The 26,564-nt window shown below is 70.5% G+C and carries 26 protein-coding genes and 1 pseudogene; 10 read left to right on the forward strand and 17 right to left on the reverse strand.

The features are described 5' to 3' along the window. The first annotated feature begins 86 nt into the window (after positions 1-86). Entirely contained in the window at positions 87-692 is a 606-nt protein-coding gene (locus tag ACFWW9_RS17125; protein WP_390377942.1) for a cyclase, read from the forward strand. Positions 693-1,453: 761 nt separating this feature from the next. Beyond that, positions 1,454-2,224 (forward strand): enoyl-CoA hydratase family protein, encoded by a 771-nt coding sequence (locus ACFWW9_RS17130; protein ID WP_390377945.1) that lies wholly within the window; start codon positions 1,454-1,456, stop codon positions 2,222-2,224. Here ACFWW9_RS17130 and ACFWW9_RS17135 read toward each other — a convergent pair. Both ACFWW9_RS17135 and ACFWW9_RS17140 read right to left on the reverse strand, forming a co-directional pair. Continuing rightward, positions 2,221-2,634: a hypothetical protein gene (locus ACFWW9_RS17135; protein WP_390377947.1), complete on the reverse strand. Its 414-nt coding sequence runs from the start codon at positions 2,632-2,634 to the stop codon at positions 2,221-2,223. The two genes, ACFWW9_RS17130 and ACFWW9_RS17135, sit on opposite strands and share 4 nt — an antisense overlap. A 56-nt stretch (positions 2,635-2,690) precedes the next feature. Continuing rightward, entirely contained in the window at positions 2,691-3,317 is a 627-nt protein-coding gene (locus ACFWW9_RS17140; protein WP_390377950.1) for a class I SAM-dependent methyltransferase, read from the reverse strand. Positions 3,318-3,405: 88 nt separating this feature from the next. Between ACFWW9_RS17140 and ACFWW9_RS17145 the strand changes: the two genes are divergently transcribed. Continuing rightward, entirely contained in the window at positions 3,406-4,338 is a 933-nt protein-coding gene (locus ACFWW9_RS17145; protein WP_390377953.1) for an AraC family transcriptional regulator, read from the forward strand. Here ACFWW9_RS17145 and ACFWW9_RS17150 read toward each other — a convergent pair. Genes ACFWW9_RS17150 through ACFWW9_RS17160 form a run of 3 tightly spaced genes read right to left on the reverse strand, consistent with a single transcriptional unit; the run spans position 4,335 to position 5,410 of the window. Continuing rightward, entirely contained in the window at positions 4,335-4,676 is a 342-nt protein-coding gene (locus ACFWW9_RS17150) for a barstar family protein (RefSeq protein WP_390377956.1), read from the reverse strand. The genes ACFWW9_RS17145 and ACFWW9_RS17150 overlap by 4 nt on opposite strands. Further along, positions 4,673-5,149 carry a ribonuclease domain-containing protein gene (locus ACFWW9_RS17155; protein ID WP_390377959.1) on the reverse strand — a complete coding sequence of 159 codons (477 nt, stop codon included), beginning with the start codon at positions 5,147-5,149 and terminating at the stop codon, positions 4,673-4,675. The genes ACFWW9_RS17150 and ACFWW9_RS17155 overlap by 4 nt, the downstream gene beginning before the upstream one ends. A gap of 9 nt (positions 5,150-5,158) precedes the next feature. Continuing rightward, positions 5,159-5,410 (reverse strand): hypothetical protein, encoded by a 252-nt coding sequence (locus ACFWW9_RS17160; RefSeq protein ID WP_390377962.1) that lies wholly within the window; start codon positions 5,408-5,410, stop codon positions 5,159-5,161. Positions 5,411-5,479: 69 nt separating this feature from the next. Between ACFWW9_RS17160 and ACFWW9_RS17165 the strand changes: the two genes are divergently transcribed. Continuing rightward, complete coding sequence (locus ACFWW9_RS17165) at positions 5,480-6,445, forward strand: zinc-binding dehydrogenase (RefSeq protein ID WP_390377965.1); 966 nt, start codon at positions 5,480-5,482, stop codon at positions 6,443-6,445. A gap of 3 nt (positions 6,446-6,448) precedes the next feature. On the opposite strand, the gene ACFWW9_RS17170 is transcribed toward ACFWW9_RS17165, so the two are convergent. Genes ACFWW9_RS17170 through ACFWW9_RS17190 form a run of 5 tightly spaced genes read right to left on the reverse strand, consistent with a single transcriptional unit; the run spans position 6,449 to position 12,811 of the window. Beyond that, complete coding sequence (locus ACFWW9_RS17170; RefSeq protein WP_390377968.1) at positions 6,449-7,054, reverse strand: DsbA family oxidoreductase; 606 nt, start codon at positions 7,052-7,054, stop codon at positions 6,449-6,451. A gap of 38 nt (positions 7,055-7,092) precedes the next feature. Beyond that, on the reverse strand, positions 7,093-8,688 hold the full coding sequence (locus ACFWW9_RS17175; RefSeq protein WP_390377971.1) for a DUF885 domain-containing protein: 1,596 nt from the start codon (positions 8,686-8,688) through the stop codon (positions 7,093-7,095). After that, positions 8,685-10,271, reverse strand: a complete 1,587-nt coding sequence (locus tag ACFWW9_RS17180) for a DUF885 domain-containing protein (RefSeq protein ID WP_390377974.1) — start codon at positions 10,269-10,271, stop codon at positions 8,685-8,687. The genes ACFWW9_RS17175 and ACFWW9_RS17180 overlap by 4 nt, the downstream gene beginning before the upstream one ends. Positions 10,272-10,274: 3 nt before the next feature. After that, a complete protein-coding gene (locus tag ACFWW9_RS17185) occupies positions 10,275-11,321 on the reverse strand; it encodes an NAD(P)H-dependent flavin oxidoreductase (protein WP_390377977.1) in 1,047 nt (348 codons plus the stop codon). A 17-nt stretch (positions 11,322-11,338) separates the two neighbouring features. After that, positions 11,339-12,811 (reverse strand): chitinase, encoded by a 1,473-nt coding sequence (locus tag ACFWW9_RS17190; protein ID WP_390377980.1) that lies wholly within the window; start codon positions 12,809-12,811, stop codon positions 11,339-11,341. 241 nt (positions 12,812-13,052) lie between these two features. Here ACFWW9_RS17190 and ACFWW9_RS17195 point away from each other — a divergent pair, with 241 nt between their 5' ends. Both ACFWW9_RS17195 and ACFWW9_RS17200 read left to right on the forward strand, forming a co-directional pair. After that, positions 13,053-13,490 (forward strand): HD domain-containing protein, encoded by a 438-nt coding sequence (locus ACFWW9_RS17195; RefSeq protein ID WP_390377983.1) that lies wholly within the window; start codon positions 13,053-13,055, stop codon positions 13,488-13,490. A gap of 127 nt (positions 13,491-13,617) precedes the next feature. Next, positions 13,618-13,848 (forward strand): hypothetical protein, encoded by a 231-nt coding sequence (locus ACFWW9_RS17200; RefSeq protein WP_390377986.1) that lies wholly within the window; start codon positions 13,618-13,620, stop codon positions 13,846-13,848. A gap of 194 nt (positions 13,849-14,042) precedes the next feature. Here ACFWW9_RS17200 and lepA read toward each other — a convergent pair whose 3' ends face one another. Then, positions 14,043-15,878 (reverse strand): translation elongation factor 4, encoded by a 1,836-nt coding sequence (gene lepA, locus ACFWW9_RS17205; RefSeq protein ID WP_390377989.1) that lies wholly within the window; start codon positions 15,876-15,878, stop codon positions 14,043-14,045. A 101-nt stretch (positions 15,879-15,979) separates the two neighbouring features. Here lepA and ACFWW9_RS17210 point away from each other — a divergent pair, with 101 nt between their 5' ends. Then, positions 15,980-16,417, forward strand: a complete 438-nt coding sequence (locus ACFWW9_RS17210; protein ID WP_390377993.1) for a type II toxin-antitoxin system PemK/MazF family toxin — start codon at positions 15,980-15,982, stop codon at positions 16,415-16,417. Between the two features lie 84 nt (positions 16,418-16,501). On the opposite strand, the gene ACFWW9_RS17215 is transcribed toward ACFWW9_RS17210, so the two are convergent. The 4 genes from ACFWW9_RS17215 to ACFWW9_RS17230 are packed head-to-tail and all read right to left on the reverse strand — an operon-like array spanning position 16,502 to position 20,740. Then, a complete protein-coding gene (locus ACFWW9_RS17215; RefSeq protein ID WP_390377996.1) occupies positions 16,502-17,260 on the reverse strand; it encodes a DUF4142 domain-containing protein in 759 nt (252 codons plus the stop codon). A 32-nt stretch (positions 17,261-17,292) separates the two neighbouring features. After that, a complete protein-coding gene (locus ACFWW9_RS17220; RefSeq protein WP_390377999.1) occupies positions 17,293-18,135 on the reverse strand; it encodes a transglutaminase domain-containing protein in 843 nt (280 codons plus the stop codon). Next, positions 18,132-19,082: an alpha-E domain-containing protein gene (locus tag ACFWW9_RS17225; protein ID WP_390378002.1), complete on the reverse strand. Its 951-nt coding sequence runs from the start codon at positions 19,080-19,082 to the stop codon at positions 18,132-18,134. The genes ACFWW9_RS17220 and ACFWW9_RS17225 overlap by 4 nt, the downstream gene beginning before the upstream one ends. Beyond that, positions 19,082-20,740 (reverse strand): circularly permuted type 2 ATP-grasp protein, encoded by a 1,659-nt coding sequence (locus ACFWW9_RS17230; protein ID WP_390378005.1) that lies wholly within the window; start codon positions 20,738-20,740, stop codon positions 19,082-19,084. Before ACFWW9_RS17230 ends, ACFWW9_RS17225 begins: the two co-directional genes overlap by 1 nt. A gap of 478 nt (positions 20,741-21,218) precedes the next feature. Here ACFWW9_RS17230 and ACFWW9_RS17235 point away from each other — a divergent pair. Beyond that, positions 21,219-22,877 (forward strand): annotated as a pseudogene (locus tag ACFWW9_RS17235) (P-loop NTPase fold protein); the annotation flags it as partial. 499 nt (positions 22,878-23,376) lie between these two features. On the opposite strand, the gene ACFWW9_RS17240 reads toward ACFWW9_RS17235, so the two are convergent. Both ACFWW9_RS17240 and ACFWW9_RS17245 read right to left on the reverse strand, forming a co-directional pair. Next, positions 23,377-24,744 carry a polysaccharide lyase 6 family protein gene (locus tag ACFWW9_RS17240; protein ID WP_390378008.1) on the reverse strand — a complete coding sequence of 456 codons (1,368 nt, stop codon included), beginning with the start codon at positions 24,742-24,744 and terminating at the stop codon, positions 23,377-23,379. Positions 24,745-24,808: 64 nt separating this feature from the next. Then, positions 24,809-25,270, reverse strand: a complete 462-nt coding sequence (locus ACFWW9_RS17245) for a GNAT family N-acetyltransferase (RefSeq protein ID WP_390378010.1) — start codon at positions 25,268-25,270, stop codon at positions 24,809-24,811. Positions 25,271-25,397: 127 nt separating this feature from the next. Between ACFWW9_RS17245 and ACFWW9_RS17250 the strand changes: the two genes are divergently transcribed. After that, on the forward strand, positions 25,398-26,291 hold the full coding sequence (locus ACFWW9_RS17250; protein ID WP_390378013.1) for an SPFH domain-containing protein: 894 nt from the start codon (positions 25,398-25,400) through the stop codon (positions 26,289-26,291). 7 nt (positions 26,292-26,298) lie between these two features. After that, positions 26,299-26,502 carry a hypothetical protein gene (locus ACFWW9_RS17255; RefSeq protein ID WP_390378016.1) on the forward strand — a complete coding sequence of 68 codons (204 nt, stop codon included), beginning with the start codon at positions 26,299-26,301 and terminating at the stop codon, positions 26,500-26,502. Positions 26,503-26,564 lie beyond the last annotated feature (62 nt).

Raw genomic sequence — 26,564 nt, forward strand, 5'->3', positions numbered from 1 at the left:
TTGACGTGAAACTTACTCACAAGTAGTCAGTTGAGGTACGCCGCTTCCGCTGGACGCCCTCCCACCTCAACGGGGAGAGGGAAACCATGAAGACAGCCGTAGTCACCGCTCTGGCCCTGCTGCTGGCCACGAGCGTGCCAGCCTCAGCGGCGCCCGCCGCCGTCACCTACAAGCTGCGGGCGACCGCACTGGGCCAGACCGCCGAGTTCCTCCTGGACCAGCCGCTCGACGCGACCGCACCGACCACGGTCGCACCGGGCGGCACGGTCACCGCCGTCATCGACCCCGCACCCAACCAGGTCCCCGCCCAAGCGGGCGGCTACACCGTGCGCGACATCAAGACCATCACCCTGAAACTGCCCGTGCCCGCCAACAGCACCTTCCAGTCGGCCACCGCCACCGGCGGCGCGGGCTTGGGCGGCACCCCGACCATCGCCCTCTCGGGCAGCGACGTGGTCCTGAAGGTGCCGGGCCCGATCAAGGGCGGCGCGAACTTCGAACTCCCCACCATCACCCTGACCCTGCAAGCAGCCACCACCGGCACCATCACCACCCAACTCGGCGGCACCAGCTACACCACTCCAGGCCTCACCTTCACGGCAACGATCACCGCCCTCGGCTTCCCGATCAGCGCCCCGGCCACCGGCTACCCAGACCCCAACCCGGTCCTCACGACCACCACCATCGGCTGACCACGAGCCGCGTGGAGTTCTCCGGAGAACTCCACGCGGCACACCGGCAAAACCCCGACAGCGCGAAACCCACGCAGCGACCGTCCGGACGCGCACCTGAGCCCACTTCCTTCCCCTACTGGGAAAGGCACGTGATCACCGTATTTCACCGGCGGCCGACGACGAAAGCCCTTTAACCCCAACGTGTGACGAGCTATTTTTTCCGAACTACGCGAAGCTCCCGAAGAATTGACCATGGGTCCAGCAACCACTTCCGGAGTTCGCGTGATTGCCTCTCAGGAAAGCGCGAATGGGATCCTGTCTCACCGCCTCGCTGGTAGCACCCCATTCCCTGAGCCAGGCAAGAAGTCTGATGCGGGGCCTGCTGCCATCCGGGTACGGGCCATTCTGCTCGAACGCCTGATGGCAGACGCCATCGACAACGGCGTGACTCGACTCGTACTGGACTTCTGCGACGATGCGGCCACTGCACGGGACCGACTGGTTCTCGGTCTCCACACCAAAGCGCATGACGCCGGAGTGGTCTACGGGCACATGAAGTCGTCGACCGAACCAGCCTTGTGGATCAGCAACGCGGTGGCCTGGCGCCATGGAGCAGAAGGAGAGTGGAGGCGTCGAATCAGCCCCATGGTGACGGAAATCGGCACCGTATAAGGCGCGAAGCCCAGGCAGCGACCGTCCGGACCTCTTGCGCAGCGGAAACCCGCTCACCCATCGTGTGGCCCAAGCCCCTCCGCAGCCGGGATCGTAGAGTGCGGGGCATGGCAGACGAGCTGGTCCACTACGAGGTGCGGCGTGGCATCGCGACGGTCACGCTGGACTCCCCCCGCAATCGCAACGCGCTCTCCGCGCAGTTGCGGAGCGAACTCACCGCGCACTTGAAGGCCGCCACGGTCGACGACGCCGTTCGGGTCGTCGTGTTGAGCCACACGGGCACCGTGTTCTGCTCCGGCATGGATCTCAAGGAGGCCGGTGGGACCAGTGCGAGCAAGCAGGGGGTGAACGAGTTCCCCGCCATCCTGGAGCAGATCTGGACGAGTCCGAAGCCTGTCGTCGCCCGGCTGGCCGGTCCGGCGCGGGCCGGGGGGGTCGGGCTGGTGGCGGCTTGTGACATCGCGGTGGCCGCCGAGGACGCCACGTTCGCGTTCAGCGAGGTGCGGATCGGGGTCGTGCCCGCGGTGATCTCGGTGACCGTGCTGCCCCGGCTGCTGCCCCGCGCCGCGCACGAGCTGTTCCTCACGGGTGAGGCGTTCGACGCGTGCCGGGCCAAGGAGATCGGGCTGATCAACTCCTCGGTGCCCGCCGACGAGGTCGACGCCGAGGTCCAGCGGTACACCGACATGCTGACCCTGGGCGCGCCCGGAGCGTTGGCCGCGACCAAGCGGATGCTCCAGGAGCCGCGGCCGTCCGACCTCGGCGAGGTGTTCGCGGACATGCTGGAGCTGTCCGCCCGGCACTTCGGCGGCCCGGAGGGCCAGGAGGGCATCGCGGCGTTCGTCGAGAAGCGCAAGCCCTCCTGGGTGCCCGACTAGAACCAGCCGGTGCACTCGATGTGCCCCTGCGAGGAGCCGCAGGCGCGCATCAGCCGGTTGTCGTTCTTGAACGCGTCGGTGTGCTTGCTGCCGCTGTTGTCGATCCGGGTGTACCCGAGGAAGCCCTGGTAGCCGGAGCCGTCGCGCTTGCGCCGGTCGGTCCAGATCTCCTCGCCGCTGGTGCCGCCGGAGATCCGCCCCCACGCGCATTGTGTTGTGTTCGACGCGCGGAGTTCGACGACCCGACCCGTCACCATGACGATCGGGTTGTCGCCGTCGGCGACGTCGAACGGCGTGATCGCGTGCTCGTAGTCGCAGCCCGGTTCGGAGGCGGCGAGGGCGGGGGCGGAGGCCAGCGCGGTGAGCGTGGCGGCGGTCGTCAGCACGGCGACGAGGCGGAGCGGGATCATGGTTCGCCACTGTCCCGCCTGCTCCGTCCCCGCGCCCGCCGACCGAGATCACGCCGTTACCGGGAGGCCCGGTAGTACGCGGAGCCGCCGAGCCTCGACTTCCCGCGGGCGACCTCCGCGGCGTCGACGAGGCCCGCTTCCACCATCAGCCCGAGCGCGGACGCGGCGGCCGCGTGCCCGTGCCCGTGGCCGTGCTTGATCAGCTTCCGCAACGGCGCGGGCTCCTGGTGGTCGAAGTCGAGCACGTGCAGGCTCCCGCCGGGCGCCAGCACCCGCCGGACCTCCCGCAGCGCGTCGAGCTTCTGCCCGCCGGGCAGGTGGTGGAGCATGAACGACGACAGCACCCGGTCCACGCTGCCGTCGGCGTACGGGAGCTGCCCCGCGTACCCGCGGTCGAGCCGGAGTTCCAGCCCCGCCCGCGCCGCCTTGCGCCGGGCGAGGGCGAGCGCCTCCGGGTCCGGGTCGAGCCCGATCACCGTCGCGGTCGGCACCGCCCGTTTGGCCAGCAGCAGCACGTTCCCGGTGCCGCAGCCGATCTCCACGACGGTCGAACCGGGCTCGATGGCGGCCTGCGCGACGAGCTGCCACTGCGCGTCCTTGGCCCCCATCAGCTTGCTGAGCGGGTCGTAGAACCGCAGCGAGCGCTTGGCCATCGCGGGCAGGTAGTCCTGGTGGGTCGTCATCACGCTCTCCAGTAGGAACGAAGTTCGGTTGCCGACTGCTAGCCTGTCAACACCCTGACCTGCCCACCAGTCACGAAGTGCGGCTCCGATGGCACATTCTTCCGATCACGACGGCGCACTGCGCCCCACCGGCCGCAACGCGCAGGGCGTGCCGCTGGTCGACTACGTCCGCACCGCCGGGCTCCCCTCGGTGACCGTCGCGCACTGGACCGACGGGACCGTGCGGGACCACACGAGCCCGATGGGCGTGCACGCCCACGACTTCCTCGTGCTGTTCTACGTCGAGCGCGGCGACGGCGAGATGCGGGTGGACGACCAGGACTGGCCGCTCACCACGGGCGACGCGTTCGTCATCGCCCCCGGCGCGGTGATCGGGCCGAAGGAGGACGCCCACGAGGGGGTCGTCGAGGCCTGGGCGGTGTTCTTCCCGGCCGACGCCGTCGACCCCGCCGCCGCGTCGTCGCTGGTCTCGTGGCGCACGCACCCGCTGCTGTCGCCGTTCATCGGCCACCACCGGGGCGGCGGACAGCGGTTCCGGGTGCCGCCGGAGGACCGCCCGGCGTGGCTCGGGCACCTCGCCGACCTGGACGCCGAACTGCTCGGCAGGCGGGACGGGTACGCCGACGCCGCCCGCGCCCACCTGACGCTGCTGCTGGTCCGCCTCGGCCGCCTCCAGGTCGCCGTCCCCGACGACCTCGGTGTCGAACCGCTGCTGGCGGCGGTGTTCGACGTCGTGGAGAACCGCTACCACGAGCCGATCTCGCTGCGGGACGTCGCCGACGCCGTCGGGCTCACGACCGGGCACCTCACCACGGTCATCGGCAGGCGCACCGGCCGCACGGTGCAGCAGTGGATCACCGAGCGGCGGATGCGGGAGTCGCGGCGGCTGCTGGCCGACACGGACCTGACGATCGCGGAGATCACCCACCGGGTCGGCTACCGCGAGACGGGCTACTTCGTCCGCCGGTTCCGCGCCGCGCACGGCGTGACCCCGGCGGCGTGGCGGAAGGCCGGTCGCTAGTCGGCGAGGACGACCGTGAGCACGCGGTCGCCGAGTTCGGTGGTGCGCCGCACGGCGTCGTCCAGCACGGCGGTCACGCTCTCGTGGCCGCGCGGGTCGTGGCGGGCCAGCTCCGCGGACCGCGGCCAGATCAGCACGTGCTCGCCCGCGGGCAGCCACGACAGGTCGGTCAGCGAGTCGTAGAGGGCGTCCAGGTTGTGCCCGAACCACTCCGGGAACGACAGCGCGGCGGCGATGGCCTCCATGGCCTCGTGCCGGGTCGTGATCGTGTCGCCCCGCAGCACGTGCGGGTGCGCGCCGCGCTCGCGGGCGGCCTTCACGGCCTCCTGGACGGTCATTTCCGCACGTCCACGACGACGAACGTGTCGTAGTGGTCGCCGGTGTAGTACAGCTCCTGCTTGTCCCCGGTGATCAGCCGCCGGGCGCCGCGGTCCGGGCTGCCGGGAGTGGGCACGGTGTACTCCTTGTAGTACGCGCCCGACTTCGCGGGCAGGCGCTTCTCCCGGTTCTGGAACTCCACGCCGTCGTTGCGCGGGTACGGGAACGGGCCGTTCTTCTCGATCAGCTTCCACGTGTCCGCGGCCTGCGACGGCAGGCTCGACAGGGCCTTGACCTCCAGCCCGGAGTCCGAGCCCGCGACCGCCCCGGACGTCGCCTTGCCCGGCGCCGACGGCTTGGCCCCCGCGGACGACGAGGTGGCCGGTCCGCTCGACGGGGTGGACGACGACGTCAGGTCCTTGAAGACCCACCCGAAGACGACCAAGACGACCAGACCGACGAGTGCGACGGTGAGCCGCCTACCAGGAGTCACCGGGTCAGCCTACGAACCGCCGCCGCGGTGCAGCGGGTGGGGCTCCCGGACGTCGGTCGGCAGCGTCCCGACCGGCGGTTCGGCGTCCTTGTGCGGGGTCACGCGAGCCACGGCGCGGTCGACCACCCGGTCGATGAGCCGGGCCGCGAACAGGCACAACGGCAGCATCAGCCCCATCATCAGCGGGAACTGGAGCACGAAGGGCAACTGGGTCAGCCACAGCTCGACCCCGTCCCACCACTGCGAAATACCCTCCAGCACGTCACCGAGCCTAGCCCGGTGACGCGCCTCACCGCAGGCCGACCGGCTCGGCTGCGTTATGTTCCAGGGATGTTCGCCGTCTACGCAGCCGAGCCGAGCCCGCAGGACCCCCTCGCCGCCGTCCGGGTGGGTGAGCGTCCCGATCCGGAGGTGGCGGACGGCTGGGTGCGGGTGGCGGTGCGCGCGGCCAGCCTGAACATGCACGACCTGTGGACGCTGCGGGGTGTCGGCATCAAGGCCGACCGGTTCCCGATGATCCTGGGCTGCGACGGCGCGGGCGTGCTCGACGACGGCACCGAGGTGGTGCTGCACTCCGTGATCGGCGACCCGGACTGGTCCGGTGACGAGACCCTCGACCCCGGTCGCACGCTGCTGACCGAGAAGCACCAGGGCACGTTCGCCGACTACGCGGTCGTGCCGAGGCGCAACGCGCTGGCCAAGCCCGCCGGGCTGTCGTTCGCCGAGGCGGCCTGCATGGGCACGGCGTGGCTGACGGCGTACCGGATGCTGTTCGTGAAGTCCGGGCTGCGCCCCGGCCAGACGATGCTCGTGCAGGGCGCGTCCGGCGGGGTGGCGACGGCGCTGGTCCAACTGGGCCGCGCGGCCGGGTTCCGGGTGTGGGTGACCGGTCGGACCGAGGAGAAGCGCGCGCTGGCCGAGTCGCTGGGCGCGCACGCCTCGTTCGAGTCCGGCGCGCGCCTGCCCGAGCGGGTGGACGCCGTGTTCGAGACCGTCGGCAAGGCGACCTGGTCGCACTCGATGAAGGCCCTCAAGCCCGGCGGCATCGTGGTCATCTCCGGCGCGACCAGCGGCGACGCCTCGGCCGCCGAGTTGCAGCGGCTGTTCTTCCTCCAGCTGCGCGTGGTCGGCTCGACCATGGGCACGCGGGAGGAGCTCGGCGACCTGCTGGCGTTCTGCGCGCTCAACGACCTACGCCCGCAGATCGGCCTGGAGCTGCCGATGGACCGCGCCGAGGAGGGGCTGCGGTCCATGCTCGACGGCGAGACCGCGGGCAAGGTCGTCTTCACCCGCTAGCGGTCACGCCCCGCGCAGCAGTTCCAGGATCACCGAGGAGTCCTGCGCCCCGGACACGCCCCGGTTGCCGACGACGAACGTCGGCACCGAGCGCACGCCGATCGCGATGCCCTCGGCCAGCTCCTGGCGGATCCGGGCGGTGAGCGCCTCGTCGTGCAGCGCCTCCTCGGCCCCGGTCAGCCCGGCGTCCGCGGCGAGCTTCACCAGCACGTCCGGGTCGCCGAGGTGCTGGCCCTCGGTGAAGTTCGCCCGGAAGAACCGCTCCTGCACGGCTCCCTGGACGCCCTGCTCGTAGCCCAGGCTGATCAGCTTGTGCGCGTCGAGGGTGTTCACCTGCCTGGTCTTCTCCAGGTGGTACTCCAGCCCGACGCCCGCGGCGACCTCCTGGACCCGCGCGTGCGCGGCCTTCACGGCGTCCGCGCCGCCGAACTTCACGGCCAGCGCCTCGGTCATCGGCGCGCCGTCGTTCGGCGATCCGGGGTCGAGCTGGAACGGCCGCCAGCGCACCTCGACCGGCTCACCGTCCCACGCCTCCAGGGCGCTCTCCATCTTCCGCTTGCCGATGTAGCACCACGGGCACACGACGTCCGACCACACTTCGAGTCTCACGTCCGGTGCCAACACCCGGTTCCCGGACCTTGTTCCCGTCAGCCCGCGGACCACCGCTCGACCACGCCCGCGAGCACCGCCATCGGCAGCGGACCGCCGCCGAGCACGAGGTCGTGGAACGCCCGCAGGTCGAACCGGTCCCCCATCCTGGCCGCGGCCTCGTCGCGCAGGCGCTGGATCTCCAGCCGCCCGACCATGTACGCCAATGCCTGGCCCGGCGTCTCGACGAACCGGTCGACCTGCGACTCGACGTCGTCGGCGGGCATGGCCGTGCGGGTGCGCAGGTAGTCGACGGCTTTCGCGCGCGACCAGCCGAACGCGTGCATCCCGGTGTCCACGACCAGTCGAGCCGCGCGCACCAGGTCCTGCGAGACCATGCCGAGCCGGGCGACGTCGTCGGTGTAGAGCCCCATCTCGTCGGCCAGGCGTTCGGCGTACAGGCCCCAGCCCTCGATGTACACGTCGATCAGCGCGGTGCGCCGCAGCAGCGGCAGGTCGCCGCGCTCCTGCGCCAGCGAGATCTGGAGGTGGTGGCCGGGCACGCTCTCGTGGAACGCGAGCGACTCGCCGATGGTGCGGTCCTGCTCGTGCGGGGTGCGGGTGTTGACGTAGTACGTGCCCGGCCGGGAGCCGTCCAGCGCCGGGTCGACGTAGTAGGCCAGCGGCCCGTGGTGCTGCTCGGCCTCCGGGACCCGTTCCACCGCGCACTCGCCGCGCGGCAGCGTCCCGAACCACTCCGGGGCCACGAGCCACGCCCGGTCGAGGGTCGCCTTGGCCGCGGCGACCACCTCGTCGGCGTCGCGCCAGCGGAACGCGGGATCGGCGCGGACCCGGTCGCGCGTCGCCGCGGCGGAGTCCAGGCCGAACACCCGGAACCCGAGGTCCCGGTACTCCTCCTCCAGCCGGTCCATCAGCTCGACGCCCGTCCGGTGCAGCTCGGCCGGGGTCGCGGCGGTCGTGGTGAACCGGCGCAGCAGCGCGGTGTACGCGGCCTCGCCGCCGGGCAGGTGGCACAGGCCAGGCCGGTCGTCGGACCGGCCGCGCGGCAGCACCTCGGCGACCAGGAAGTCGCGGTAGGCCGAGAACGCGGGCCGGACCTCCTCGACGAGCAACTGTTCCCGCTCGGGGTCCGGGTCGGGGCCGAGCAGCGGATCACCGTCGGGGTCGGCCAGGTACCGGTCCAGGAACGCGATCCCCTTGCGCGCCAGGCGTTCCAGCGGCACCCGACCGGCGGTCACGGCCGCGCGCTGCCGGTGTTCCAGCCGGGCCAGGAAGTCCGGCACGGCGGCGAGCCTGGCCAGGTGGTCCCGCCGACCCGCGTCGTCGCCGGGCCGGACCAGCGGCAGGATCGTCAACAGCCCGGACGCGGCCGAGTTCCACGCGTCGGCGAAGGTGAGGTCGACCAGCCCGGCGTCGAGCTTCTCGATCAGCGACCGGGCCTCGTTCGCCACCACTGCCGTGGTCACGTCGTCCCCGACCGCCCGCCGCAGCACGTCCTCGGCCCGCGCCCGCAGCTCCGCGTCCCCGGAGAAGTCGCGCAGCAGGTGGTCGCGACCGGGGAGGCCCAGCAGCGTGGCGGAGAGGGGTTCGTCGTCGAGGAGCAGGTCCATCATCTCGTCGGCGAGGTCCGTCACGGGAACCGCCGTTCGACCAGGCGCGCGAGCGCGTCCATCGGCAGCGGACCGTTGGCCAGCACCAGGTCGTGGAACGCCCGCAGGTCGAACGCCTCTCCCGCCCGTTCGGCGGCCTCGGCCCGCAGGCGCTCCAACTCCAGGCGCCCCACCATGTACGCCAACGCCTGGCCCGGCATCTCGATGTACCGGTCGGTCTCGGCCTGGATGTCCACCTCGGACATCACGGTGAACTCCCGCAGGTACGCCACGACCTCGTCGCGGGTCCAGCCGAGCGCGTGCAGACCGGTGTCGACGACCAACCGGGCGGCCCGCATCAGGTCGGCCGACAGCATCCCGAGCCGGGCGACGTCGTCGCCGTACAGCCCCATCTCGTCGGCCAGGCGCTCGGCGTACAGGCCCCAGCCCTCGATGTGCGACTCGATCGACGCGACCCGGCGCAGCAGCGGCAGGTCCTCGAACTCCTGGAGCAGCGCGAGCTGGAAGTGGTGCCCCGGAACGGCTTCGTGGAACGCGATGGCCTCCGCGCCCAAGCGGTCCTGCTCCTGGGCCCGGTACGCGTTGACGAAGTACGTGCCCGGTCGTGAGCCGTCCCTGGCGGGGTCGAGGTAGTACGCCAGCGGCGCGGTGCGCTCGTCCGCCTCGGGCACCCGCTCGACCACGCACCTGGCGACCGGCACCCGGCCGAACCACGACGGCGCGGCCCGCTCGGCGCGGTCGATGGTGGCCCGCGCGACGGCCAGCATCTCCTCGGCGTCCCGCCACTTCAGCGTGCTCATCCGGTCCCGCACGGCGGCCAGCGTCGGGTAGCCCAGCGCCGCGTACTCCTCGGTGATCCGGGCGATGATGTCGTGCCCTGTCTGGTGCAGCTGCTCGGGAGTGCGGTCGGTGGTGGTGAACATCCGCACCAGGTTCGCGTACGCCACGTCGCCGCCGGGCAGCGCGCACAGGCCGGGCCGGTCCTCGGACCGGCCGTGCGGCGCGATCTCGGCGAGCAGGAACTCGCGGTAGGCGGCGAACGCGGGCCGCACCACGTCGGCCAGCAGCCGGTCGCGTTCGGCGAGCAGCCCGTCGGCCAGCGGCACGCCGAGGAACGGGTCCGCGGCGGCCAGGTAGCGCTCGATCCGGGTGACGGCCGAGCGGACGAGGTGCGCCAGCGGCAGCCGCCCGGCGGCGACGCCCTGCCGGTTCCGCGCGGTCACCTGGTCCAGGAAGGCGGGGATCGCGGCCAGCCGGGTGAGGAAGTCGCGTTGGGCGGGCTCCGCGGTCGGCCGCACCAGCGGCAGCGTGGCGAGCAGGCCCGTGACCGGGGCCAGGAACGACGCGGAGTACGTGTGCTCGACGAGTTTCGCGTCGATCCGGTCGATCACCGCCTGGGCCTGGTGCACCACGACGGCGAGCGTCAGGTCGTCCTCGCCCCCGGTAGCGCGGTCGAGGACCTCCACCGCCCGCGCCCGCAGCGCGGCCTCACCCGCTTCGCTGACGTCCCGCAGCCGGTCGTCCCGGCCCGCGATGCCCAGCAGCGTGGCGAACAGCGGATCGGCGTCCAGGACCAGTTCGACCACGTCATCCGCTAGTTCGCCCACCCGCTACTCCCCCGTGAACCTGGCGGCGGCCTTCCTGATCGCCGTCCGCGCCTCGACGTCCAACCTCCGCACCACGTCCGCGGCCGGTGCGGCCTCGATCAAAGAGTAGGTCTGCCCGGCCCACAAGGACATCAGTTCCGGATCACCGGTGGCGCGGATCGGTTTCGTCAGGGCGTTGAGGTTCGGGTAGGCCGCCGGGGCGTGCGGGGTGTTCTCGCTGAGGAACCGGTTGACCAGGCCGCGCGCGGGCCTGCCGCTGAACGCCCGCGTCAACGCCGTGCGCCGGGTCTTCTCCTCCAGCGCCAGCCGGTGGCCGGGAGCCGTGCCCGCCTCGGGGCACAGCAGGAACGCCGTCCCGAGCTGCGCTGCCACGGCCCCCGCGGTGAGCACCGCGGCGACGTCCGCGCCGGTCGCCAGTCCCCCGGCCGCGATCAGCGGCAGGTCGACGACGGCGGCCACGAGCCGCAGCGCGGCCAGGGTGCCGAGCAGTTCGCCACCGCCGGGCGAGACGCCGTCGTCGGTGAGGGTGCCGCGGTGCCCGCCCGCGTCCAGGCCCTGCACGCACAGGGCGTCCGCGCCGATCTGCGCGGCCTGCTTCGCCTCGGCGGGCGTGGTCACGGTGACGACGACGAACGAGCCCGCCGCGTGCAGCCTGCGGACCTCGTCCACGTCCGGCAGGCCGAAGGTGAACGACACCACAGGAACCCGCAGCGCCAGCACGAGTTCGAGCTTCGCGGCGTAGGAGTCGTCGTCCCACACCGGGTCGCCGGGCTCGACCCCCGCGAGGGCGGCCTGGGCGGCCACCCGCTCGCGGTAGACCGACAGGTCCACAGTGGACTTGGAGCCCGGCACGAAGAGGTTGACGCCGAAGGGCCGGTCGGTCAGCTCCGCGAGCGCGGTGAGCTGACCGGCCAGCGCGTCGACCGTGAGGAGGCCGGCGGCCAGGAAACCCAGGCCACCGGCCGACCCCACTTCCGCGACCAGCTTCGGGGTGGACGCGCCACCCGCCATCGGTGCGGCGATCACGGGTGCGGCCAGTCGTTCCAGCATGCACCCGACACTACTGACTACGGCAGCGAGTCCAGGTGCGGAGCCACGGCGTTCGCGAAGGCCCAGCCGTTGGACGCGTCCCAGTTGATCGACCAGGTCATCGCACCGCGGATCGACGGGTACGTGGTCGACGGCTTGAAGCTGCCGCAGTTCGTGCCCCTGGCCAGGCAGCTCAGGGCGTTGTTCACGGTCTGCGGCGAGACGTAGCCGCTGCCCGCGCCCGACGGGGAGGCGGGCAGGCCGAGGCCCACCTGGTCCGCGCGGAGGCCGTTCTGGAGCTGGATGCAGGCGAGCGAGGTGATGAAGTCCACGCCGCCCTGGCTGTAGACCTTCTGGTCGCAGCCGAGCATCGACCCGGAGTTGTAGTACTGCATGTTGACGATCGTCAGGATGTCCTTGATCGCCAGCGCCAGCTGGAAGTAGCCGCCCGCGGTGGACTGCATGTCGATGGTCTGCGGCGCCATCGTGATGATCTTGCCGCCGCCCGCGTAGATCTTGCGCAGCGCCGCGCCCATCTGGGTCGCGTTGATGCCGTTCTCCAGGTCGATGTCCACGCCGTCGAACCCGTAGTTGGCGATCAGCGAGTTGACGCTGTTGGCGAAGTTGTTCGACGCGGTCGAGTCGCCGACGCTGATGGTGCCCTTCTCACCGCCGACGGACAGGATCACCTTCTGGCCGCGGGCCTTCACGGTCCGGATGTCCGCCTTGAACTGCGCGTCGGTGTAGCCGCCGAGCGCGCTGGACAGACCGGGGTCGAGGTTGAACGTGACCGCGCCGGGCGTGCCCGCCACGGCGTCCGCGAACGACACCGCGATGATGTCGTAGGTGGTCGGCACGTCGGCGATCTTCAGCACCCTGGCGCCGTTGTTGAAGTTCTGCCAGTAGCCCGTGAGGACGTGCTTGGGCAGCGACGTCACCGGCGGCTGGCCGGTGGTCGTCGTGGTGGTCGTGGTCGTCGTCGTGGTGGACGTCGTGCTGGTCGTGGTGGGCGGGGTGCCCGGACCGTCCACGGCGACGTCGTCGGCGAAGTACGCGGGCTGGCCGTACCAGCCGTGCAGGTAGATGGTCACCGTGGTCGCGGAGGAGCTGGTGAAGTCCAGCGACAGCTGCGTCCACGAGCCCGAGCCGGGCGTCCACGTGCTCTTCTCACCACCGCTCGCGCCGGTGACGCCGAGGTAGGTGTAGCTGCCCTGCACCCAGGCGGACAGCTTGTACGCCGTGTTCGGCACCACGGTCACGGTCTGCGAGCAGCGCGCGTTGTCCTGGCCCGCGGGGACCCCGGACAGCGCGAACGACCCGGTCCGCTTCGGACTGGTCACCGCGGAGGCGCCGCCCGAACAGGTCCACGAACTGGTGTTCCCGGCCTCGAAGCCGAAGTTGCCCACCAGGTTCGCCGCGGACGCGTTGCCCACGACGATCAAGCCGAGGCCCGCGAAGGCCACCAGCGCGCTCAGGACAGCGACCAGCGCTCGTCTCGTATTCGTACCCACGTGCACCTCACCAGATCCACTTCGGCGGCCGCGGCCCGGACACGTGATGTGGGCCACCCGAAAAATGGACTAGACCACTACGGGATGTCAAGAGTTCCGGACCTGTTGGGCCGAAGGCGGTGGTTCCGCTGGGCCGAACGGCCTGAACCGGGCCGAAAGCGTTTAGCCCGTGGTGGGATGGGAATGAACCCGTTCAGAGCAGGCGACACGGTCGTTCGACCGTGGAGGTCGGAGGAAGATCATGACGTTCACGCTGCCGGATGCCGTCAACCTCGCCCGCCGAGCGCACGAGGGCCAGATCGACAAGTCCGGCAACCCCTACATCGACCACCCGCTGCGGGTCATGACCCGCGTCGACGGCGTCGCCGAGCAGATGGCGGCCGTGCTGCACGACGTCGTCGAGGACACGACCGTGACGCTGGACGAACTCGTCGAACTGGAGTGCCCGACGGTCGTGGTGCGGGCCGTGGAGGCGTTGACGCACTTCCCGGACGAGCCGCAGCACGCCTACCTGGCCAGGGTCGCGGCGGACCCGATCGCGCTCGTGGTGAAGCGCGCGGACATCGGCGACAACCTGTCGCCGGACCGCACCGCGCTGCTCGAACCGTCCGAGCGGGAGCGCCTGCGCGACAAGTACGAGACGGCCCTGCGGCTGCTGGATTATTACGAGAACGGGTGACCGTGCCGTATACCACAGGTAACGGCGGCATGCGAGACAGATCACCCTCTGAATCGATGCACTTGCGCGGAAAAAGGTGAAGGATGGGTGGTGCCAGAAGATCGAGTACCACTAGTCGAAGGACGAGATGACACACCCCACCGCCACCATCAGGACCCTGCGGGCCACCCTGTCGAGCCGCCGCGCGGCCCGCAGGCGCCGCCAGAGCCTCGAGCGGCAGTTGGCCAGCTACACCACCCCGAGCGAGCGGCTGGACCTGGACGCCATCCTGGCCCGGCACGACTCGAAGGACACCGCCGAGATCAAGGCGATCCTGCACTCCCAGTCGATGGAGCGGATCATCCGCACCGGAAGCTGACCGGCAAGACCGTTCACCGTCGAACGCGTCTGCGCGCCTGAGGTCGAGGCCGCGATCTGACAGCCAGTTCGACGCTCACCCAGAGGCCACCCCGGCAACGCTGCCGAGGGTGGCCTTCGTCATTCCCGACTCCCCCGAAAACGCAGAAGCGCCGCACGCGGTGGGCGTACGGCGCTTCCGGTTCCTTGCGGCTACTACTTCTTCTTCTTGTCGTCGTCGGTCGACAGCGCCGCCACGAAGGCCTCCTGCGGCACCTCCACGCGCCCCACCATCTTCATCCGCTTCTTGCCGACCTTCTGCTTCTCCAGCAGCTTCCGCTTGCGGGTGATGTCACCGCCGTAGCACTTGGCGAGGACGTCCTTGCGGATCGCGCGGATGTTCTCGCGCGCGATCACCCGTGAGCCGATGGCGGCCTGGATCGGGATCTCGAACTGCTGGCGCGGGATCAGCTCGCGCAGCTTGGACGCCATCCGCGTGCCGTAGCCGTAGGCGGAGTCCTTGTGGCAGATGGCGCTGAACGCGTCGACGGCCTCGCCCTGCAACAGGATGTCGACCTTGACCAGCTCCGAGCTCTGCTCGCCCGACTCCTCGTAGTCCAGCGACGCGTAGCCGCGGGTGCGGGACTTCAGGTTGTCGAAGAAGTCGAAGATGATCTCGCCCATGGGCATCGTGTAGCGCAGCTCCACGCGGTCCTCGGACAGGTAGTCCATGCCGCCGAGCTGGCCGCGCTTGGACTGGCACAGCTCCATGATCGCGCCGATGTAGTCGCTGGGCGAGATGATCGTGCACTTGGTGACCGGCTCGAAGATGTCGGCCATCTTGCCGTCCGGCCAGTCGGACGGGTTGGTCACGACGTGCTCCCGACCGTCCTCCATGACCACGCGGTAGACCACGTTCGGGGCCGTCGAGATCAGGTCGAGCCCGAACTCGCGCTCCAGCCGGTCGCGGGTGATCTCCAGGTGCAGCAGGCCGAGGAAGCCGCAGCGGAAGCCGAAGCCCAGCGCCGCCGACGTCTCCGGCTCGTAGGCGAGCGAGGCGTCGTTGAGCTGGAGCTTGTCCAGCGCCTCGCGCAGCTCCGGGTAGTCCGAGCCGTCGACCGGGTAGAGGCCCGAGTAGACCATCGGCCGCGGCTCGCGGTAGCCCGCGAGCGGCTCGGTCGCGCCCTTGCGCTCGGAGGTGACGGTGTCGCCGACCTTCGACTGGCGGACGTCCTTCACGCCGGTGATCAGGTAGCCCACCTCGCCGACGCCGAGGCCAACGCTGGCCTTGGGCTCGGGCGAGATGATGCCGACCTCGAGGATCTCGTGGATGGCGCCCGTGGACATCATCTTGATCCGCTCGCGCGGGGTGATCTTGCCGTCCACGACGCGGATGTAGGTCACCACGCCGCGGTAGGTGTCGTAGACCGAGTCGAAGATCATCGCGCGGGCCGGCGCGTCGGCGTCGCCGACGGGCGGCGGCACCTTCAGCACGACCTCGTCGAGCAGCTCCTTGACGCCGAACCCGGTCTTCGCCGAGACCCGCAGCACCTCGTCGGGGTCGCACCCGACGATGTGCGCGATCTCCTTGGCGTACTTGTCCGGGTCGGCCGCCGGGAGGTCGATCTTGTTCAGCACCGGGATGACCGCGAGGTCGTTCTCCAGCGCCAGGTACAGGTTGGCCAGCGTCTGGGCCTCGATGCCCTGCGCGGCGTCCACCAGCAGCACGGCGCCCTCGCAGGCCTCCAGCGCTCGGGACACCTCGTAGGTGAAGTCCACGTGGCCCGGCGTGTCGATCATGTGGAGCACGTGCGGCTTGTCGTCGATCTGCCACGGCAGGCGCACGTTCTGCGCCTTGATCGTGATGCCGCGCTCGCGCTCGATGTCCATGCGGTCCAGGTACTGGGCGCGCATCAACCTCGGGTCGACGACGCCGGTGATCTGCAGCATCCGATCGGCCAGGGTCGACTTGCCGTGGTCGATGTGGGCGATGATGCAGAAGTTCCGGATGAGCTCCGGAGGCGTGAACGTCTTGTCGGCGAACGTGCTCACTCAAGTTCCTCGCGCATTAGGACGGGGGACACCACATCATCTCATGGCGCGGGCAACCGCTTTTACCTGCTCACGTGAGACGGGGGCCATAAGCTCTGCCGGTGTTCGCAAATGGAGAGGACGCCCGCCCGGAGAAGGGCGCGGTCCGCGAGGTGCACTCGGCCGCTGTCGCCGCCACCCTGGAGTACTCCCCCGACCTGGACGGCTTGGCCGATCCGGGCGAGATCGTGTGGGCGTGGGTGCCCTACGAGGAGGACCCCCACCGCGGGAAGGACCGGCCCCTGCTGGTGGTGGGCAGGCACCACCGGTCGCTGCTGGGCCTGATGCTGTCCAGCAAGGAGCCGTCGGACAACGAGCTGGACGACTGGCTGGACCTCGGCTCCGGGCAGTGGGACCGCGACGGGCGGCACTCCTACCTGCGGCTGGACCGGGTGTTCGAGCTGGACGAGGGTGACATCCGCCGCGAGGGCTCCGTGCTGGAGCCGGAGAGGTTCGGCGTGGTCGTCGACGTGCTGCGCAAGCTCCACGGCTGGAGCTGACCCCCGACCGGTCGGATTCCCCCGCGCCGGGCGAGGCGTGGGGGAATCCGACCAGCGGGACGTCGAACCGCTGGTAGAGGGGCGCTAGCCGCGGAACTTCTGCCGGGCGCGGCCGCCGAGGAGCATCCGGAGCCCGACGAGGGTCACGACGATCAGGACACCGCCGATCACGACGATCAGCGGCATGCTCATCTCGGGCCCGATGGCGGCCTTGACCTGCGGGGCCGCCGCGCCCGCCGCCGGCGCGACGGTCGCGATCGGGATGTTCTTGGTGTCGGTGAAGTCGACCTTGCCGGTCTTCTCCAACACGGTGATGTGGTCCAGCACCGTCCGCATGCAGACGTCGGCGAAGTCGCGGATCAGGGTGTTGCGGGTGCCCGCCCGGACCTGCGACAGGACGATGTACACCTTGCCGTGCGCGGCGCGCAGCCGGTTGGCGTAGACCTTGTCGAACTCCTCGCTGCCCGCGGGGGCCTGCGTCATCTCGCGCAGCCAGCCCTGCTGGTCGGAGTTCGGCGCCGTGGGCAGCGTGACGTTGAGCATCTTGCCCAGCTCGATCACGCGGGCGTCGAGGTCCGTGTGCCCTTCGATCAGGTGCCGCCCGGCCTCCTGCACGAGGGGGTTGGCCGACTTCTCCACCCCCATCTGGCCGGCCGGGCCCTCCCACAGGCCCGCGAGGCGGACTTTCACCAACATGTCACGGGCCGCCGCGTCGAGCGGCCCCCACTGGGTTTGTTCGACATCGGTGTTCACCGGCTGGCCGATCGCGGTTCCGGCCAGAGGCAGGACGAGCGCGGCGAAGACGACGATCAGCGACGCGGCAGCAGACCGAAGGAGGCGCATGTTCCGGACTACGGATGGGGCGTCGTAGGGGTTCAAGCCAAACGGGTAACTTCCACGGTCACGTCCAGCGCGGACGCCGCCCCGCCCGAGTAGGTGCCCTTGAGGGGAGCCACGTCGGCGTAGTCCCTGCCCAGGGCCACCCAGATGTGCCTCTTGCCGACCGGGATCGCGTTGGTCGGGTCGTACCCCCACCAGCCGCCCGTCCACGCCTCGATCCACGCGTGGCTCTCGCCGCGCACGGTCTCCCGCACGGCCCCGTCCGGCTTGGTGTGCAGGTAGCCGGAGACGTACCGCGACGGGATGCCCATGGACCGCAGCAGCACCAGCGTGAGGTGCGCGAAGTCCTGGCAGACGCCCTCGCGGGCCCGCCACGCGTCGGTCGCCGAGCTGTGCACGCCGGTCGTGCCGGGCTGGTACTTGAGCTGCTCGTGCACCCAGTGGCACACGGCCAGCACCGCGTCGGCCGGGCTCGCGCCCTTGCGCAGCTCCCGCGCGACGGCCGCCAGCTCCTTGTCCTTGGGCACGTACGACGTCCAGTCGAGGAACTCGGTGTACCGGTCGACCAGCGCGTCGGCCTTCAGGTCGCCCCAGCTCCCGGTGCGGACCGGCTCGTTGTCCTCGCCGGTCTCCACGACGGACGACGCGACGACCTTCAGCTCCAGGTGCGGCGCGTGCAGGTCGAACGAGGTGACCTCGGTGCCCCAGTAGTCGGTGTACCGGTAGGCCCTGGTCGCGGGTGTCGTCTCGACCCGGCTGACGACGACGTTCTGCCGCCGGTCGCCGCGCGGGGTCAGCCGCGCCTCGTTGTAGGACTGGGTGACCGGCTGGTCGTACCGGTACCCGGTGGTGTGCACCACCCGCACGCGCCAGCTCATGAGGTCACCTTCGCGTTGGTCCACGCCACCCAGGGCACGGAGTGGAAGTACTGGAGCGACACGGCCTCGCCGACGTCGCGGACGGTCGCCTGCAACGCCTTCAACCGGCGCGGCAGGTCCTCCAGGAGGTCGTGCGGCCGGAGGAACTCCAGGTCGCTGCGCGCCTGCCCGAGCAGTCGCAGCGCCTCGGCGCGCGCGCCGACCCGCACGCTGGGCTGGTGGTCGAGGTGCTCCAGGCACGACTCGGCCTGCCTCAGCGCGTGGAACACCGAGCGCGGGAACAGCCGGTCGAGCAGCAGGAACTGCACGACCCGGCCCGCGTCCAGCGCGCCCCGGTAGGTGCGGAGGTACGTGTCGTGCGCACCGGCCGAGCGCAGCACCGTGACCCAACCCGGCGAGGACGCCTTGTCACCGACGCGCGAGAGCAGCAGCCGGACGATCATGTCGACGCGCTCGACGGACCGGCCGAGCACCAGGAACCGCCAGCCGTCGTCGCGGCTCATCGTCGAGTCGGCCAGGCCCGCGAACATCGCCGCGCGCTCCTCGACGAACGAGAAGAACGCGTGCGGACCGACCGTGCGGGCGTAGCGCTGCCGCTCCGGGACCGCGTTGTACATCGTGTTGAGGCACTCCCACATCTCGCTCGACACGACCTCGCGAGCGCCCTTGGTGTTCTCGCGGGCGCTGTTCACCGACGCCACGATCGACCCGGCGTTCTCGCCGGAGTACGCCACCAGCTCGGTCAGCGACCACACGTCGAGCACCTTGCCGTCGTCCGGCGGCGCGATGCCGAGCACGGCGAGGAGCTGGCGGCTGGTCGCGTCCGGGTCGACGGTCGCGTCCTCCAGCAACTGGTGCACCGACACGTCGAGGATCCGCGCCGTGTCGTCCGCGCGTTCGACGTACCGGCCGATCCAGTACAGCGACTCCGCGTTGCGAGCGAGCATCAGGCCTCCTCGGTCCGGTGCGACAGCTGCTGCTGTTGTTGCTGCTGTTGCTGGGAGTTCGTCAGCTCGGGCCCCTGCTCGGCGGCGATGGCGGCGAGCTTCTCCGCACCGGCCAGGCCGGGCTCGGCCAGTTCGCGCTCCACGGTGGACGACCGGGGCGCGAGCACCCACGTGTCCTTGGACCCGCCGCCCTGCGACGAGTTCACCACCAGGCTGCCCTCGGGCAGCGCGACCCGCGTCAACCCGCCGGGCAGCACGAAGATGAAGTTGCCGTCGTTGACCGCGAACGGCCGCAGGTCCACGTGGCGGGGCACCAGCCGGTCGCCGATCTTCGTCGGCACCGTCGACAGCTGCACCACGGGCTGCGCGATCCACCCCCGCGGGTTCAGCCTGATCCGCTTGCGCAGGGAGTTCAGCTCCTTCTGCGTCGCGTACGGCCCGAACACGATCCCGTACCCGCCGGAGCCCTCGACCGGTTTCACCACCAGCTCGTCGAGGTGGTCGAGCACGTAGGCGCACTCGTCGGGCAGCCAGCAGCGGAACGTGTCCACGTTCGGCAGCAGCGGCTTCTCGCCGAGGTAGTACTGCACGATCTCCGGCATGTAGGTGTAGACGAGCTTGTCGTCGGCGACCCCGTTGCCCATCGCGTTGGCGATGACGACGTTGCCCGCCCGCGCCGCGTTGAGGATGCCCGCCACGCCGAGCACCGAGTCGGGCCGCAGGTGCACCGGGTCGAGGAAGTCGTCGTCGATGCGGCGGTAGATCACGTCCACCTGCCGCTCGCCTTCGGTGGTCCGCAGGTAGACGAGGTTGTCGCGGCAGAACAGGTCCCGCCCCTCGACCAGTTCCACGCCCATCTGGCGGGCCAGCAGCGAGTGCTCGAAGTAGGCCGAGTTCGCCACGCCGGGCGTCAGCACCACCACGTTCGGATCGGCCGCGTTCGGCGCGGCGGCGTTGCGCAGCGCCCGCAGCAGGTGCACGGCGTAGTCGCCGACCGCGCGGACCCGGTGCCGCGCGAACAGGTCGGGGAACACCCGCGCCATCGTGCGCCGGTTCTCCATCACGTACGACACCCCGGACGGGCACCGCAGGTTGTCCTCCAGGACGCGGAACACCCCGTCCTCGTCCCGCACCAGGTCGACGCCGGACACGTGGATCCGCACCCCGTTCGGCGGGTTGATCCCGGCCGCCTCCCGGTGGAAGTGCTCGCAGGACGTGATCAACCGCCGCGGCAGCACCCCGTCGCGGACGATCTGCGCGTCCCCGTAGATGTCGGCCAGGAACATCTCCATCGCGCGCACCCGCTGCACGATGCCGCGCTCCAGCTTCGTCCACTCCGACGCGGTCAGGATCCGCGGGATCAGGTCCAGCGGGAACGGCCGCTCCTGCCCGGACAACGAGAACGTGATCCCCTGGTCCACGAACGCCCGCCCAAGAGCCTCGGACCGCGCCGTCAGGTCCTCCACCTCGGACGGCGCGATCGACTCGTGCAACGCCCGATAAGCCGACCGCACCCCACCGTCGGCGTTGAACATCTCGTCGTACGCACCCGCGTGCGGCCGATCGGGATTCAGGTACCCGTCGAACAACTTGCCCGTCCGCGGAACCGCCACGGCAGGACTACGCCGCAGTGCTGAGGTGCGAGTTCGACGTTCCATGGTCGACATACTGACCCGCGAAGTGCCGTTTGCGCACTACCTGGAGCTGGGGAAGTCCAGGACGGAAACCCGCCGGAAACATCGCAGCTTCCCCGAACCGGTCACACGGGGTGACCAGCGGGGCCAAAATGGTCACATGGAGCCTTCGCCGGTACTGCGGATCGACACGGGCGACGCGGTGTTCAGCCTCGCCTCGTTCACCGCCTCCGACGGCACACCCGTGATCGCGGCGGCGTGCGGCAGCGGCATGATCAGGCTCCTGGACGCCCGCACCGGGACCTCACGCGGCGAACTCCTCGATCACACCGGGCCTGCGACGGTGGTCCGGACCAACAAGAGTTCCCGGCTGGTGTCCGCGGGCGATGACCGGATCCTGCGGACGTGGGACTCGACCACGTTCGACGTCCTCATCCGCACCCGGATGCACAAACCGATCCTGGACTTGGCGCTGCACGGCGAATCGCCCGCTCCGCGGATCATGGTGCTGTTCGGCGACGGATCGCTCTCGCTCCCCTCGGACCCGGTCTTGCCACCTGCCACTTCGGTGGCGGCCACGAGTACCGGATTCGTGATCGCTCACGAATCCGGGCTGGCCGTGGTGTCCAACGGAGTCGCCCGGTTCCTCGACGGCTCGGCCGGTATCCGCCTCGTCGCCTCGGTGGGAGACCACCTCGTGACCTGCGGAGCCGATGACACCCTCGTGGTGCGAGACCTGGCCTCGGGCAAGGTGGTCCGCCGGCTGGCAGGTCACCGGACCAGGGTGACCGCCCTGGAGCCGATCACCCTGGCCGACGGGAAGCACCTGATCGCCTCGGCGAGCGACGGCGGCACCATCCGCCTGTGGGATCCCGACACCGGCGAGCAGACGAGGATCTTCGTTCCCTCGGGCCGAGTTCGGGCGCTGACCCACATCGTCGGGGCCGACAGCGGTCCTCGCGTCGTCTCGGCCGGGAACCAGGGAGTCATCGAGGTCTGGGACCTCGGGTATCCCTCGACCCGTCTGGGTCCGGTGCTCACCCGTGGGTTCGGCGACCGGACCGCTTCGGTGGACCTGCTCGGCCGCGAGGCGTTCGTCGGCACCACGGCCGAACTCCTGCGTCCGGCTTCCACCACCGATTCCGACGTGGGCCCCAACGTCCTCACCATCGAGGGCCCGTGGGGTTCGGGCAAGAGCACCCTGCTGGAACTGGTGAAAGCCCGCCTCACCACCGCCGTGCCCACCAAACCCGGCAAGCGGCTCCGCGTGTGGCAGGCCGATCGCCTCCTACGCCGTCCCCCGCCCCACACTTCGCGAGAGGTCCCCCTCACCGCGTCGGTCGTCGCCACCTTCAACCCGTGGCGACACCAGTCCAGCGAACAGGTCTGGGCCGGGTTGGCGAAGTGCGTGACCCAGGCGGTCGAAGAGGCGATCCTGCCCGACCAGGACAGCCGCGAACGCCACTGGTTCACCCGCAACACCGCCCGCGTCGACCGCCGCCACACCCAACGCGAACTGTGGAAGCGCATCCGCTCCCCGTTCCTCACCCTCGGCGTCCTCGGGCTGGGCCTCACGATCGTCGCCCAACTCGCGAAGCTCCCCATCCCCCTGCCGTACCTGATCGCCGTCCCCAGCGCGCCCCTTCTCGTCGGCCTCCTGCACACCGCCAAGCGCTACCTCTACGACCGCGCCTCGGCGTTCCTCCCCGGCGAACTGTTCGCGGGCCCGGTCAGCCTCGCCACGGCGAGCGCCCAGCCCGTGGCGGACCCGTACTACAACGCCAAGTCCGGCTACCTCTACCTCGTCCAGCACGACGTGACCGAACTCCTCCACGACCTGGAGCAGCACGGCCTCCAACTCGTCGTCTTCGTGGACGACCTCGACCGCTGCACCCCGAAGACCACCGCAGAGGTGTTCGAGGCGATCAACGTGTTCCTCTCGGACACGTTGCCCCGCACCAGGTTCGTCCTCGGCCTGGACCCGGTCGTCGTGGCCTCCCACGTCGACCACGCCTACAAGGAACTCGCCGACGCCAAGGTCGTCGCCCACCCCGACGACCCCAGCCCGGGCTGGACGTTCCTCCGCAAGCTCGTGCAACTCCCGATCCGCCTACCCCGCACCACGTCCGACAACGTCACCCGCGTGCTGGAGGAGCACCTGGGCCCGGTGCACCGACCCCAGGCCACCGCGAGCGCCGAACCCGCCGTGGCCACCGCGACCGCGGTCCCGGCGACCATCAGCGCCGCACCCGAGTCCGTCCTGCCGCTCCCCGTGGTCGAGGCAGCGGTGATCGCGATCGAGCGCCACCCGGACGTTCGCGCCTACCTCCACCGCCGCCTGACCGCCCAACCCGAGCAGTCGATCCGCGAGGAGAAGCGCCTCCTCAACGTCTGGCAGTTCTACCTGCGCGTCACCACTCCCGACGTCCGGCAGGCCTGCCACCTGGTCACCATCGCCGAACTGGTGACCAGGTGGCCCGCCTACCAGCACATCCTCCGCAAGCACTTGACGACGTTCGCCAAAGCCAAGGACGACGACCTCGCCTGGGCACAGCTCTGGCGAAGGCGGGTTTCAAGAACGAGACGGCGGCGACCAACCTGCGCGCACTCCTCGACGACTGCGACGCGCAGGCGGTCGCCGCGCTGGCCGAACGCCTCCTCTAAGCCGCCGACGGCCCCACGTCCGCCTTCGTCAACGGCTTCCGCGCCACCGTCCCGCCGAACTCGTCCGCCCCCACGTCCAACGCCCCGGCGCGCGCGTGCGGGTCGAAGTCGGTCGTCACGTACGGGTAGCTGCCGACCGCCGTGTCGATCGCCGGGCTGCCCGCCGACAGCCGGGACAACCCCGCCGCGTCCACGACCAGCTTGGGGTCCACGTTCCGGTAGCCGCCGGAGATCCCCGCCGTCGCCCCGAACACGATGTTGCCCTCGTACCGGACCGTCGACCCGGCCGCGATGTCGATCAGCCTGGTCTGCGCCGTCCCGCGGACGATGTTGTTCGCGAACACGCAGTCCTTCGGCAGGAACGCGCCGCCGTCGTTGTCCACGACCTGGCCGGTGCCGATCAGCGTGTTGAACGCGACCGTGACGCGGTCAGGGCGGTCGTGGCCGGTGCTGGTGGGGCCGCTGTCGGCCTCGCTGCCGGTGCCGAACACGATGGCGCGGTCGCCGGTGTTCTGCACGTAGTTGTTGACCACCTTGTGGTCGTTGCCGTGGAACCGGATGCCGGAGCCGAGCAGGACGTTGCCGTCGACCAGGTTGCGGTTGCCGTGCCGCAGGACGATGTAGCCCGTGCTGTCGCGGATCGTGTTGTACCGCACCACGTTGTCCGAGGACTTCACCGAGATCGCCTCGGGGTCGCCGTTGGCCTTCTCGAACAGGTTCAGCTCGATCACCGCGTGCGCCGACTTGGACTGCTTGTGGCTGTAGCCGAGCCGGATGGACTCACCACCGTTGGAGCCGGCGAAGGTGTGGTTGTAGAAGTAGTTGTGGTGCACGCGGGTGCGTTGCGCGATCTCCGAGCCGGGCCCGGTGATCTGCAGGAACACGCCTTCGGTGCTGCGGTTCTGGAACGTGTTGCGGTCGACCTCGACGTCGTTACCGGCCACGGTCACCCAGTCGCGCACGCCGCTGAGCTGCACGGAGTTGCGGGTGATCCGCAGGTGGTGCGCGTCGCCCGGCACGCTGAGCCCTCCGCCACCGTGCCGCAAGGTGAAGCCTTGCAGCACCACGTCGTGCAGCCCGCCCGCGAACGAGAAGCCGGCGCTGCCCTTGATCTCGGCCTTGCCGACGTTCGCCGCCGTCACGGTGATGGGCGCCGAGGACGTGCCGGACTTCTTGATCGCGATCGCGCTGCTCGCCGTGTACGACCCGTCCGCGAGTTCGATGCGGTCGCCGGGGGCGGCGCTGTTCAACGCGGTCTGCAACGCCGACAGGCTGGTCACGCGCACCACCGCCGCCGAAGCCGGTACGGCCGCGCCCACGCATATCAGCGCGGCCGACAGGATCACTGGAAGAACTCGCCTCATCGCCAACTCCACAGGGTCCGCTGGCGGCGGCTTCCCGCACGGTAGCCGAAGCGCGGCGGCGAACCTAGAGGTCGAGGGCCATCCGGACGTGCGGCGGCTCGCCTCCCCGTTCGACCTCGCGCCAGCCGTGGCGGGTGTAGAAGGCGCGGGCTCGGGTGTTGGGCTCGAACACGTCCAGGCCCGCGACCGGCACGCCCGCCGCTCGCCAGAGGTCGACGCACGTGGCGTGCAGCGCGCCGCCGATCCCCCGGCCCCACAGCGCGGGATCCACCTGGAGCTGGAGCAGTTCCGGGCCCGCGACCAGCGCGAACCCGCCGACGACGCCGTCGTCCTCCGCGCACAGCCAGGTGCGGCCGGGCAGGTCGATCCGGTCGGCGTAGCCGGTCGCGCGGACGACCCGCTCCCACGCGAGCAGCTCGTCCTCCGGGAGGTGGCCCGCGTAGTAGCTGCGGCGGGCCGGGACGTGGATGTCGACGATGGCCTGCGAATCGGCGGCCCGCGCGGTGCGCACGACGAGGTTCCCCATGCACCTTGGACGCTCCGGGAAGCCGAAGGTTGCGACCACCCCTATCAAAGTGATATCACTTTAGTAGCACGCAGGGCGACGACAAGGGGTGGGGACGATGAACGCGACGACCGACATAGTGGAACGGATGCCAGCACCGGCGATCCGGGAACGCGAGGCGCACGGGCTGCCGGGGATCCCGGCGTTCTTCCTCGGGCTCGCAGGCGAACTGGTCGGCGGTGGGCTCATCGCGCTGGCGATCGTCCCCGAGCCGAGCGACCCGAACGTCTTCCTCATCGTCCTGGGCGCGCTCGTGGTCGCCGCGTCCTCGATCACGATGGGCGGGCTGTTCACCGTGGCGCCGGGCGAGGCGCGGGTGCTCCAGTTCCTCGGGCGGTACGTCGGCACGGTCCGCAAGGACGGCCTGCGGTGGGCGAACCCGTTCACCACGCGCAAGAAGGTGTCGACCAGGATCCGCAACCACGAGACGTCGGCGCTCAAGGTCAACGACGCGGACGGCAACCCGATCGAGATCGCCGCGGTCGTGGTGTGGCAGGTGGACGACACCGCGCGGGCGATGTTCGAGGTCGACGACTTCGTGCGGTTCGTCGGCATCCAGACCGAGACGGCCGTCCGGCACATCGCGAACAGCTACCCCTACGACAACCACGACGAGGCCGGGCTGTCGCTGCGGGAGAACGCCGACGTGATCACCGAGACCCTGTCGATCGAGATCGCGGCACGGGTGCAGGCGGCGGGCGTGCACGTGATCGAGTCGCGGCTCACGCACCTCGCCTACGCTCCGGAGATCGCGCACGCGATGCTCCAGCGGCAGCAGGCCGGGGCCGTGGTCGCGGCCCGGTCGAGGATCGTGGAAGGTGCGGTCGGCATGGTGGAGCTGGCGCTGGCGAAGCTCGCCGAGCACGACGTCGTCCAACTCGACGAGGAGCGCAAGGCGGCTATGGTGTCCAACCTGCTGGTCGTGCTGTGCGGCGACCGGTCGACCCAGCCCGTGGTCAACACGGGATCGCTGTACACCTGAGGACGACGTGGTGGAGCGCAAGAGCGTCCTGCTCAGACTCGACCCGGCGGTGCACGACGCGCTGACCAGGTGGGCGGGCGACGAGCTGCGGAGCGCCAACGCGCAGATCGAGTTCCTGCTGCGGCGCGCGCTCAAGGAAGCGGGCAGGCTGCCCGGCTCGGCGGCGGAGCAGCCCAAGCGCGGCCGACCGCGCAAGGACCCCGAGGAGTGATCCGGCCGCGCGACCCCCTGCACGCGGAGGGCGGCCGGGCCGCCCCCCCGCGGAAGGACCAG

The organism is Umezawaea sp. NPDC059074, assembly GCF_042738955.1.
Lineage (GTDB): Bacteria > Actinomycetota > Actinomycetes > Mycobacteriales > Pseudonocardiaceae > Umezawaea.